Source organism: Pradoshia sp. Z4_20, assembly GCF_058216035.1.
In genome coordinates this window covers 34,386-46,081 of sequence record NZ_JBZAJD010000013.1, presented here as the reverse complement: position 1 = coordinate 46,081, position 11,696 = coordinate 34,386, and the positions used below count along the sequence as shown (strand labels likewise).

The 11,696-nt window shown below is 38.3% G+C and carries 12 protein-coding genes; 2 read left to right on the top strand and 10 right to left on the bottom strand.

Translation table 11 applies throughout. From position 1 onward, the window contains the following. Positions 1-545: 545 nt before the first annotated feature. From AC4BHP_RS18010 to AC4BHP_RS17980, 7 genes are all read right to left on the bottom strand, one after another. The gene (locus tag AC4BHP_RS18010) at positions 546-1,088 is read right to left on the bottom strand and encodes an REP-associated tyrosine transposase (protein ID WP_066102534.1); all 543 of its coding nucleotides are present in this window, start codon (positions 1,086-1,088) and stop codon (positions 546-548) included. A gap of 197 nt (positions 1,089-1,285) precedes the next feature. Continuing rightward, positions 1,286-2,359 carry an ABC transporter substrate-binding protein gene (locus AC4BHP_RS18005; protein ID WP_490553621.1) on the bottom strand — a complete coding sequence of 358 codons (1,074 nt, stop codon included), beginning with the start codon at positions 2,357-2,359 and terminating at the stop codon, positions 1,286-1,288. Beyond that, positions 2,356-3,156, bottom strand: coding sequence for an ABC transporter permease (locus AC4BHP_RS18000; protein WP_066102542.1), 801 nt, complete (start codon positions 3,154-3,156; stop codon positions 2,356-2,358). The genes AC4BHP_RS18005 and AC4BHP_RS18000 overlap by 4 nt, the downstream gene beginning before the upstream one ends. 10 nt (positions 3,157-3,166) lie before the next feature. Beyond that, positions 3,167-3,958, bottom strand: coding sequence for an ABC transporter permease (locus AC4BHP_RS17995; protein ID WP_066102545.1), 792 nt, complete (start codon positions 3,956-3,958; stop codon positions 3,167-3,169). Next, a complete protein-coding gene (locus tag AC4BHP_RS17990) occupies positions 3,948-5,054 on the bottom strand; it encodes an ABC transporter ATP-binding protein (protein WP_066102548.1) in 1,107 nt (368 codons plus the stop codon). The genes AC4BHP_RS17995 and AC4BHP_RS17990 overlap by 11 nt, the downstream gene beginning before the upstream one ends. A gap of 28 nt (positions 5,055-5,082) precedes the next feature. After that, positions 5,083-5,625, bottom strand: a complete 543-nt coding sequence (locus AC4BHP_RS17985) for a helix-turn-helix domain-containing protein (RefSeq protein ID WP_066102679.1) — start codon at positions 5,623-5,625, stop codon at positions 5,083-5,085. 211 nt (positions 5,626-5,836) lie between these two features. Continuing rightward, a complete protein-coding gene (locus tag AC4BHP_RS17980; RefSeq protein WP_490553618.1) occupies positions 5,837-6,589 on the bottom strand; it encodes a MerR family transcriptional regulator in 753 nt (250 codons plus the stop codon). A gap of 174 nt (positions 6,590-6,763) precedes the next feature. On the opposite strand from AC4BHP_RS17980, the gene AC4BHP_RS17975 reads away from it, so the two are divergent. After that, positions 6,764-7,093 carry a four-helix bundle copper-binding protein gene (locus AC4BHP_RS17975; protein WP_066102553.1) on the top strand — a complete coding sequence of 110 codons (330 nt, stop codon included), beginning with the start codon at positions 6,764-6,766 and terminating at the stop codon, positions 7,091-7,093. A 79-nt stretch (positions 7,094-7,172) separates the two neighbouring features. Here AC4BHP_RS17975 and gshAB read toward each other — a convergent pair whose 3' ends face one another. Genes gshAB through AC4BHP_RS17960 form a run of 3 tightly spaced genes read right to left on the bottom strand, consistent with a single transcriptional unit; the run spans position 7,173 to position 11,151 of the window. Further along, positions 7,173-9,407, bottom strand: coding sequence for a bifunctional glutamate--cysteine ligase GshA/glutathione synthetase GshB (gshAB, locus tag AC4BHP_RS17970; protein ID WP_066102556.1), 2,235 nt, complete (start codon positions 9,405-9,407; stop codon positions 7,173-7,175). Positions 9,408-9,433: 26 nt separating this feature from the next. Continuing rightward, positions 9,434-10,783, bottom strand: a complete 1,350-nt coding sequence (locus AC4BHP_RS17965; RefSeq protein ID WP_490553615.1) for an MATE family efflux transporter — start codon at positions 10,781-10,783, stop codon at positions 9,434-9,436. Between the two features lie 20 nt (positions 10,784-10,803). After that, a complete protein-coding gene (locus AC4BHP_RS17960) occupies positions 10,804-11,151 on the bottom strand; it encodes an ArsR/SmtB family transcription factor (RefSeq protein ID WP_066102562.1) in 348 nt (115 codons plus the stop codon). A gap of 125 nt (positions 11,152-11,276) precedes the next feature. Between AC4BHP_RS17960 and AC4BHP_RS17955 the strand changes: the two genes are divergently transcribed. Next, on the top strand, positions 11,277-11,582 hold the full coding sequence (locus AC4BHP_RS17955) for an iron-sulfur cluster assembly accessory protein (protein WP_066102565.1): 306 nt from the start codon (positions 11,277-11,279) through the stop codon (positions 11,580-11,582). Positions 11,583-11,696: the final 114 nt, after the last annotated feature.

The following is an 11,696-nucleotide window of genomic DNA, read 5'->3' as shown; positions in this document are numbered from 1 at the left end:
CCTTTACCCCGGTATAGCTGGTCCATAGGTGCCTCATAGCTCGGGGATAGGTGCTTCCCTCTGGACTTCAACCGCCTATCACCCGCCTTTACCCCGGTATAGCTGGTCCATAGGTGCCTCATAGCTCGGGGATAGGTGCTTCCCTCCGGACTTCAACCGCCTTTCACCCTCCTTTACCCCGGTATAGCTGGTTCATAGGTGCCTCATAGCTCGGGGATAGGTGCTTCCCTCTGGACTTCAACCGCCTTTCACCCTCCTTTACCCCGGTATAGCTGGTTCATAGGTGCCTCATAGCTCGGGAATAGGTCCTTTCCTCCGGACTTCACCCACCTTTCACCCACCTTTACCCCGGTATAGCCGGTCCATAGGTGCCTCATAGCTCGGCTAGAGCTCAGCTTTCCCCCGGACTTCACCTGCCTTTCACCCACCTTCCACATAATATAGGGAACTTTTTATGACTGCATAAAGGTGGACCAGAAATGCTCATATGCTCTTCCACAAAAAAAGTGCTCAATGAATGAGCACCTTTTAGTCTATGACAACCATTATGATTGTTTTTCAATGAATTTTTTATATAATTCTTTTGAATTATTTGGATAAAAAGAATAGGTAGTATCCGTTTCGATTAGTGGATGATTGCGAGGTGAGTGATTGGAGAATGTGGCATAGCTGCTCCACTGATAATCCTGAGGGTTTGTAACCAATCCTGCCACAACAGGATTTATATGGATATATTTACTGACATTTAAAAAATCATTTGAGCTATCAACGATTCTGAAATAGTAACTTGCTTGAAATACATGCCCCTGAGATTTGTAGGTATGGTTAAAATACATGGCATATCTTTGTTGAATGGTTTGCATGATTTTGCTTAAAGGAGAATTGGAGGTTTCTAAGAGAAGGTGAAAGTGGTTGTTCATAAGGCAGTACGCATGGAGTTTAAAATCATATTTACTATGGGCTTCAGCAAGAATAATCATGAATCTATGCTTATCGATCATATTATGGAATATTGGCTCCTTTCTAACCCCTCTATTGGTAATGTGATAAATTGAAGTTATTTCAAATTGATTCAGAGTGTTGGACAAGTATTTTTCCTCCTTAATAAGTTAATACATTACTCTTTCGTTCATGGCTGGCAAAATTCCTTTTGGATTGTGAAAAATATAACATAATTTTACGTCCCTCTTTTACATTCTGGTTTGCTGGCTACTTCAAGAAAATCATTTCTTTAGATAAACAGAAAAACCGACCCCACCCCCAGGTGAAATCGGTTTTCAAAGTGTCATTTTTTATGCATTTTAAATTCAAGGAAAAGTTCATTATAATGCGCGAGCATCTTTTTGCCGAGATTATCGTAGACCTCAAGTCGGTCTGTTAGCTCAGCAGGTGGATAGAAGCGTTCATCCCCTGAAACTTCTTCTCCTAAAATTTCTAACGCTGCATTATTTGGTGTGGAATAGCCTACATAGTCTGCGTTTTGAGCAGCATTTTCAGGATCCAGCATGAAGTTAATGAATTGGTGTGCTCCGTCCACATTTTTGGATGTTTTCGGAATAACCATATTATCAAACCAGAGATTAGAGCCTTCTTCCGGCACTACATAATCAATGTTTTCATTATCCCACATAATATCAGCTGCATCACCGGACCAAACCAGCCCGACTGCTGCCTCCTCCTGAGCGAGAAGCATTTTGATCTCATCACCCACGATTGCTTTAATGTTCGGAGTTAATGTATCTAATTTATCCTTAGCTTCCTGCAAATGCTCTTCATTTGTGTCATTTAATGAATAATGAAGGCTATTCAATCCCATTCCAATAACTTCACGAGCACCATCAACAAGCAAGATTTTATTTTCTAATTCTTCGTCCCATAAATCATTCCAGCTTTTGAATTCTTTATTCGGAAGGAGCTTTGTATTATAAGCAATTCCGACTGTTCCCCAAAAATATGGAATGGAATACTTATTTCCCTTATCAAAGGAAAGGTCGAGGAAGCGAGAATCAATGTGCTTTAAATTTGGTATTTTACCATGATCAATTTCAATCAACAGGTCTTCTTCCTTCATTTTGCTGATTGCATATTCTGAAGGAACGGCTACATCATAGGACGTACCGCCCTGCTCGATTTTCGTCATCATCGCTTCGTTTGAATCGAAGGTTTGGTATATGACTTTAATGCCTGTTTCCTCTTCAAATTTTTCAATTAAATCCGTATCGATATAATCTCCCCAGTTGTAAACCGTTAAGGTATTATCTCCGGCATATCCTTCATGTGCATTTAATCGATTGATCAAATATAAAAGGCCGAATGATACAACCAAAATCAGAATCAGGGTACGGGTTAGCTTGCTCATTCCTTAACCCCCATTCGCGGCTTGGTGCTTCTTTGTGTAATAAAGTAATATCCAATAACCAATAAAATTGTAAATAAGAATAGCAAGGTTGATAATGCATTAATCGTTAACGATATACCTTGACGAGCCATGGAGTAGATTTCTACGGATAGTGTGGAGAATCCATTCCCTGTCACGAAGAAGGTTACGGCAAAATCATCCAGTGAATAGGTCAATGCCATAAAGAAACCAGCAAAAATACCGGATGTGATGTAAGGCAGAATAACCTTTGTCAGCACATTCCACTGGCTCGCCCCCAAGTCACGAGCCGCATCGATCAATGTCGGGCTCATTTCCTGAAGTTTAGGCAATACCATAATTACAACAATCGGAACACTGAAAGCAATATGGGATAAAAGAACGGACATAAAGCCAAGTTTAATCCCAATAATGGTGAACATAATTAAGAAGGAAGCACCAATAATGACATCAGGGCTTACAATCAAAACATTGTTCAAGGAAAGTAATGTATTTTTCGTCCTTCTCTTGCGTACCTCATGTATGGCCAGTGCTCCAAAAACACCAATCACTGTAGAAATTGTAGCTGAAAGCAGAGCAATAACCAGTGTATTCAACACAATAATAAGCAATCGCGTATCGGCGAATACTTCTTTATACCATTGCAGCGTAAAACCATCAAAGCCATGCATTTTTCCGCCGCTGTTAAATGAATAGAACATCAGATAGAAAATTGGTGCATAAAGGATGGCAAACACTAAGATTAGATATAGATTTGATAGCTTAAATTTCTTTTTCATTGTCCATCCCTCACTTTCTTCTGCCTGTCAGAATCATGATTAATGCCATTGCGATAATTAGGAATACCGCTATCGTAGCTCCCATTCCCCAATCTTGCGTAACGAGAAAATGCTGTTCAATTGCTGTTCCCAATGTAATCACTCGGTTACCTGCAATCAAACGAGTAATCATAAACAATGACAGGGCTGGGATAAAGACAGCCTGTGCACCTGATTTCACTCCGTCGAGTGTCAGAGGGAAAATGACACGGCGGAAAGTCATCCATTTGGATGCTCCAAGATCACTGGCTGCATCTACATAGGATTGGTTCATTTCCTCTAGCGCATTGTAAATTGGCAATAGCATAAACGGTATAAATATATAGGTAGAAACAAAGATGAAACTAAAATCAGTAAATAGAATTTGCTTTGTTCCTATTCCAAAAACCTCTAAAAAGGCGTTGGCAGCACCATATGTGCCAAAAATACCAATAAAGGCATATGCTTTTAAAAGTAGATTAATCCAGGTTGGTAAGATAATTAATAAGAGCCATAATTGCTTATGCTTTGTTTTCGTTAATAAAAATGCCGTTGGGTATGCAATTAATAAAGAAATAACTGTAACTAAGAAAGCATACCAAAAAGAACTTAATGTCATTTTCAAATAGACTGGTGTAAAGAAGTTGCTGTAATTATCCAACGTGAATTGGCCGTCAATCCCAATAAAGGAGTAATAGACAACCAGGATAATCGGGAATACAACAAACAATGCAATCCAAATAGAGTATGGAATCAGATAGAGAGTTTTCGCTTTATTCTTCATGGCCGGCCTCATTATATGCTTCTAAGCGTTTATCGAATTCTTCTTCCGTTTCCCCCGGCAGCATGACATGAATGGCTTCTTCATCAAAACTCAACCCAATTTCTTCCCCAACAACCGCTTTTTTCGTAGAGTGTACTAGCCACTCATTACCTGCTTCATCAAAACAGCAAATTTCATAGTGAACACCACGGAATAATTGGGAATCAACGCGTACCTGCATTTTTCCTTGTTCGAGTGTAGTAATCTCTAAATCCTCAGGACGGATTACCACTTCTACAGACTCATTTTCTCTGAAACCGCCGTCTACGCAGTCAAAACGTTTATCTGCAAATTCTACTATATAGTCGGCAATCATTCTACCGGGAACAATATTGGATTCTCCGATAAAGTCTGCGACGAATCGGTTAACAGGCTCATCATAGATATCAGTTGGCGTACCGCTTTGCTGAATTCTGCCTTTGTTCAAAACAAAAATCTCATCACTCATCGCCAATGCTTCTTCTTGGTCATGCGTAACAAAGATGAAGGTAATACCAAGGCGGCGTTGAAGCTCACGCAATTCATATTGCATTTCAGTACGAAGCTTTAAATCGAGCGCCGATAAAGGTTCATCAAGTAAGATTACTTCCGGTTCGTTTACAATCGCACGGGCAATGGCTACACGTTGACGCTGTCCACCGGACATTTCTTTAATTTCACGGTTTTCATAACCAGCCAGGTTAACAAAGCGTAATGCTTCTGTCACTTTCTTGGCAATGTCTGCATTTTTCATTTTTTTAATGCGTAAACCAAATGCAACATTTTCAAATACATTTAGATGTGGAAATAGGGCGTAATCCTGGAATACTGTATTTACCTGGCGCTCATTGGCCGGGACATTATTTATTAATTTACCGTTAAAGTAAATCTTTCCTTCAGAGGGCTGCATAAATCCGGCAATTAAGCGGAGAATCGTCGTTTTTCCGCAACCTGATGGTCCTAAGAGTGTATAGAATTTCCCTCTTTCAATTTCAAAGCTAACATCATTTAATACCGCTGGATCGTCATCATATTGCTTCGTGACGTTCTCAAAACGAATAATTGTATGATCATTCATGTTCATTACTCCTTCTTGTGGATATTAATTATAGATAAGAATCCGTCGCTACAAGCAATAATTCTGAAATCCCGTTGAAATCATTAATTATCTGATGTTCTTCGGTTGCGTTAAAATAAATTGCTTCTCCTGCCTTGGCAAAGTATGTCCTTCTGCCGAGTGTTATCATGATTCTCCCTTTTAATACATAGCCAAATGTCTCTGAAAGTGAGGGCTCAAATTTTTTGAACTCTCCCTTTTCCTGCAATGTAAGCAATATGGGTTCCATTTCTTTTTCATTTGATTCTGGAACAAGCCATTGGATTTGATAACCCCGATCTTCATCTATAAAATCTGTCGTATCATTTTTTCCGTATACTACTTTTTGTTCACGTTCTTCCTCATCAAAAAATTGCTTTGGGGTACAGCCGAGAACCTCGAGTATATCGAAGAATGTTTCGATAGATGGTGAACTGAGACCTCTTTCAAGTTGTGAAATATACCCTTTACTTAAATCTGTTCTTTCACCAAGTTCTTCTTGAGTCAGACCTTTTTTTAATCTTAAATTTTTAATTTTGCTTCCGATTTCCATTAACATGGTATGACCTCAATTTCGTTTATTATAAGTAAACTCTAACTAGAGAAAGTTTATTATTATCAAACTTAATGTTTACTACCAAACTCAGATTATTATACAACATTTTTAGGAAACATCAACAAAAATATATAGCAAAATAAGATTTTTAAATTTTATAAAAAATAGGTGCCTATCTTTTCAGGCACCTATACGTCATTCTATTTAATTAGCGGCAATAGATTTGAATAGCATCATGTAAATATCGGGCAAGCCCCGGCTTTGTACTATCGATATTATCAGTAAAACGTTTGTCAGAAATATACATCTCGCCAAGCCCTTTAAATATTTCCGGTGTGCAATTATAAAAATGTTTACAAATATGCATTCGCCATTCTTGGACGATTTGTTGAACCTCACTATCCGCAGGATCCCGGTCCATTAATTCAGCTAAAGACTGATAAATTTGTTGTCTTTCTATTTCAATTGCCTTCCAATCATCTGCTTGATAGCCATTTGTTTTTTGCTGGGATTGGCGAAATGCCTCCGTGTCTGCATACTTTTCCTTAACTTCTTTTTCATACTTTTTTATATGTGCTTCAACTCTACTCATATCAAATGGCTCGAACATATCCTGCCTTGACATTTTCCTTCCTCCTTTAATTGCCTGGGCGGTCTGATCTATGGATTGAATAATTTTCTCCAGCCGCTTCTGCTTTTCCTCCAGAACCTTTTTATGTTTCATCAAGGAATCCAAGTGGTCAAATTGGGGATCATCCAGAATAGCTTTGATCTTATTTAGCGGTAAGTCCATTTCTTTAAAAAATAATATTTGCTGAAGGCGTGCTAAATTTCCCTCATTATATAAACGATATCCATTCTCCTCAATATGAGCTGGTTTTAACAGATCAATTTCATCATAATAATGTAAAGTTCTAACACTGACTCCAGCAAGCTCGGAGACTTCCTTTATCTTATACACCTCTCTCACCCCTCCCTTCCTATATCGTAAATGATGACGTAACGTTAGAGTCAAAGCATTTTAGATATTTTAATGAGATTAGCGAACGTCAACATCCATATTGAGTTTATTCCCTTCCAGCAAGGGAATGTGAATAGATAGGGATATAACCATTTTTAATGAGGAGGTTTTTTTATGAATAAAGACATGTACCAAGTCTGTATAGATGCCTGTATTGAATGTATAGATGCTTGTAATGTATGTTTCGATGCTTGCTTAGAAGAGGATCACATGAAGATGATGGCAGATTGCATCCGCCTGGATCGAGAATGCGCGGACATTTGTGCATTGGCGGTTAAATCAATGCAATCTAACAGTCCTTTTGCAAAAGAAATCTGTAATCTTTGTGCAGTGATTTGTAAAGCTTGCGGCGAGGAATGTCAAAAGCACGATCATGACCATTGCCAAAAATGTGCCGGGGCTTGCTTCAAATGCGCTGATGCTTGTCTCAGCATGACTGCCTAAATCAATATGGCAGGAGTTTATTTTCTTATATTTAGCAAAAGGCCGCAACAGATATTACTAAACCTGTTGCGGCCGCTTTTTACTTCCCAAAAAGTAATTGAAGAATTCGCTCCCCTGCTCTTCTATTTTCTCCTTTGTAAGGATAACAATGAATATGGATCGCAGGATTAAAATTAAGTTCGATAATTCCATAATTTTGTTCACTGACATTGGCAGTCGGATCATCAATCATCATATCGACTCCACAGATTGTAGCACCAGCAGCTTTTGCAGCTTGAATGGCCAATTCCTTATAGCTCCCTGATATAGCATCAGTAAGATCTAGACTATCCCCGCCAGTGCTGATATTAGAATTCTCTCTTAAATAAACAAGCTCTCCTTCCGCCGGGATATAATCGAAATCCTTTCCCTGTCCCTTTAGGAAAAGTGCTTCACTTTCCCCTAACTGAATCTTCTCCAAGGGTGTTTTATAGCCCTTTCCCCGTAAAGGATCTTTATTTTTCGCTGTAACCAATTCAGCAATACTGGATTGTCCATCACCTTTCACATTGGCTGGGACACGATGAAGGATCCCTGTCACTTCATCTCCCATTACAAGAAACCGATATTCCTTTCCACTGAGGAATTCCTCAACCAACACAGTACGATCATGAAGAAAAGCCATCCCTAATGCTTTTTCATAGTCCTCTTTTGAAAATGAATCTTTGAAAATCGTAATTCCCAAACCAAAATTTGTTGATTTCGGCTTGATTACAATTTGCTTGGCCTTATATTTCTCATAATCCATAACTGCTTCCTCTAGAGATTGATAGGCCCCTCCATTCGGAACTCTCATCCCAGCATTTCGAAGAATCTTCTTCGTAACAAGCTTATTCTCCATAACCAAAACAGTACTGTATGAATCGAGCGATGTTTTGGTCGCCTGCTTCACATACTCTGTTTTCTTCCCATCAGATAAAGCAATAAAGTTTTCATCTCGATCAACAATCTCGATTCCTATTCCTCTTTTAATAGCATCTTTAATTAAAATTTGCGTTGAAAGCTCCATATCCTCATATCCCAATAAAGTGAATGAATGTTTTTCACTTTCGTGTAAATAATCAAAAGAATGTTTCATATGAAACAATTCGTAGGATGACTGCTTTATACCTTCCTTTATTCTTGCTGCATAAGAGAGTTCCGGATCAATTAGCATATTTTCAACTTCGACCAGTATATGGATGTATTTATCAGCTAGAGATAATTCTCGTGCCATTTCCTTCATTCCAGCTATGATGGATAAATAATTCAAATCGGTCTTTTCCTCTTCTTCAAGCAGAAGCATATACAAAATAAATAAGTGAATGAAATAGAGATTCTCTTTACTTGTACCGATTTTAAACAGAGGGTTCAAATCTAACAACCGAATCTCAATATATTGAATCCCTTTATCTAAAAGACCTTGCAGGGGATCTTCACCAGCACCTGCCTTCAAGCGGAGCGTATGATAATATTCTTTTGCGCTCAACAATTCATGTTTCTGAATCAAATTGTGAATATCCTCAACATATTCTTCAACTGATTGATAGGAAACCTGGTAGTCCTTTCGATTTTTATAACCACATACGCTGTTTCTAAATGAATGAACTTGAGGGAGATAATAACTTCCTTGATTTAATTGCTCTGCCCTTAAGACGCAGTCTTGGTTATAAGTATTATGAAACACTGGACTGGCCCCAGTCACATCAACCAATAAATCTCGATAGCGGTTAAAATTACGGCTGATTTTTAAATAAATATCATTTTTAAACTCTTTATATGTTTTATGGCTGGATTGTTCATCATACAATACGTGCAATAGTTCGTCAGAGAACGAGAAATTGTAATGGATACCGCTTATTAATTGCTTTTTTCTTCCGTATTTCTGTGCAAGTTTATATCGGTACTCGGTCTCCTGATCGTTTTCCAGCTTGGCGATTGGAATCAAGCATTCATCGGGAAGAATAGGAGGATTACTGCCTGGCCATAAGTATTCTCCTTGCTTAGATAATTCTAAACTCACAATATCATGTATATTTTCCAGAAATTCAAACGCCTCATCAATCGTCGGGAACACCGGAGTCACCATCTCTATCTGAGACTCAGAAAAGTCGGTTGTAATGTACGGGTGCTTTGCTCTGTCACCGAATGAAGACGGGTGTGGTGTTAAAGCTAATGTCCCATTTTTATGAACCCTATTATTTTCTTTTTCAAGGCCAAAATTTCCCCTAAACAATGTTTCCGATAGGTGTTTTTCTTTCATGAGCTTTAGAAGTCTATGGTCTATATTTGTCATATATGTACTCTCCTTACCAACCGTTCTTATGCGTGTATTCTTGCTGTCTTATTTTTTATTTTTCGCAATGTAAACATAAACCAAATTACCAATACAACACCCTTCAAAAGACTGCTGATTGCGATACTCATCCATACCCCATTTAATCCAAATGGAACGGAAAGAAGGATGGCCATCGGGATTCTGAGCACTGTAAAGGTGATACTAAAAATAGGCGGAATATAGGTTTTCCCCAACCCATTAAATGCTCCGACTGTTAAAAGCTCCATACACATAAATACCTGCGAGTATCCAAGGATTCTCATATAGTCTGCTCCGAGTTTTATACTATCAGGCTCACTGATAAAAATAGAAAAAAGCTGCTCTGGAAACAGGATAAATAGTAGTGACGTAAGTAAACCGAACCCTATGGTCATAGCCAATGCTATTTTATACCCTGCATGGATTCGGTCCATTTTGTTTGCACCATAGTTTTGTCCAATAAAGGCGGCAATCGCACCCTGCAGCCCCCCAATAGTCATGTAGGAAATCGACTCAATTTGGATACCAACTTTTTGAACAGCAATCGCCTCTGCTCCCCATTGCACAATAATCTTTGCAATAATGATGGATATGCCGATGAATACTACTCTTTGGACTGTAATTGGAATCCCCATTTTAATTACTTCTATCATCTTACGTCCATTCCAATTTGTATGGCTCCCTAATGATATGAATCGTTTAGAATTAAACCAGAAAAGGAGCGTAACAATAATGTTTGCTGTTAATGTTGCAAGCGCAGCTCCAACAACCCCCATTCCAGGTATAAATCCGATCCCAAAAATTAAAAAAGGATCCAAGATCATGTTAACGAGAAAACCAATAGTGTAGACGCGAAATGGCGTTTTACTGTTTCCCATACTATTTAAAATCATACTGTACAGTAAATTTATAATAGAAAATATAACACCAATCATAGAGATGACTAAAAATTGCACAGCCATTCTCTCCACCTGAGAATCGCCCAGCTCAAAGAAGCCAATAAATGAATCTTTATAGATAAATACAACAAGCGTATATAAAATAGCCAGGATCAGTGACATGATAAACCCGTTTTTTATGTATTCTGCCGCTTCCTCTTTTTGGTTCGCCCCCATACAATGAGCGATTTTGACTCCGCTCCCAATCGAGACCATTGTTGCAAGTGCCAGCGCCAAATTAACGAAGAAACTTGCCGTACCTATGGCAGCAACTGGACCGCTGCCAAGCTTGCCAACCCAAATCATATCGACCATTCCATATGTGGTTTGAATAAAATTTGTTGCTATTATAGGAACGGAAAGCTTCAGAAGAGATGAGGAGATTGCATTTTCTGTTAAGTTATAAGCACCCTTCATCTTGTTTCCCCCTATCTTTTTTACTGCTTACGTAAAAAGCTGATAATTGACTCCAGCCTTTCTTCGCATAATCGATAAATTGTATATTTCCCCTCTCTTCTTCCTTTAATAACTCCGCCTTTTTCCATAATTTTAATATGATGGCTGACCGTGGAATTAGGAAGCGAAAGAGCTGTAACAATTTCACATTTACATAAATCTTCAATTAATAATAATGACAGAATCTCCAGGCGAGTAGAATCACCAAGTGCCTTAAACATTTCTGCTAGCTCCAGTAATGATTGTTCATTATGAACGGCTGGTAGCTGTTGTTTACCTTCTTCGCATATACAGCGCATTCGATGATCTGTTTTCATTACCCAAGACATTTACATTCCCCTCCTCTTCACATAACCATAAAACTAGTTTTATGGTTATATTATACTTCATTATTTTAATAATGGAAATTTTTAAGTTACACTTATAAGAGATCTAGTAGATTGGAGGAGATAGAATGAATTGTAAAATAAATCGGAATGCCGCCAAAGAATTAAAAAAATTATTGAGTACAGAGGAAGCCGACGGGAAAATGATTCGTGTAGTGATTTCCCATATGCATGGCGACCATGCTCACTATGATATTGAATTGAGTACACCAACTGAGCATGACGAAATTGTTAAGACTGATAAGGATATTGATGTCTTGCTTGATAAGCGAGAAGAATTCCTGGATGGAGTGTGGATTAAGTACTTCCATCTACCTGAACCAGGTTTTGAAATAACAAACCCTCATAAAGGCGGACATGGACACCATCATTAAAATATTCAATGTAGAGGCAGCCGTTCAATCGGTTGCCTCTTTTACGTATAATTGGTAGTTAATTGGTTCATATTAACAGATGAGTTCTTCAAATTTAAATATAAGGAGTCGACT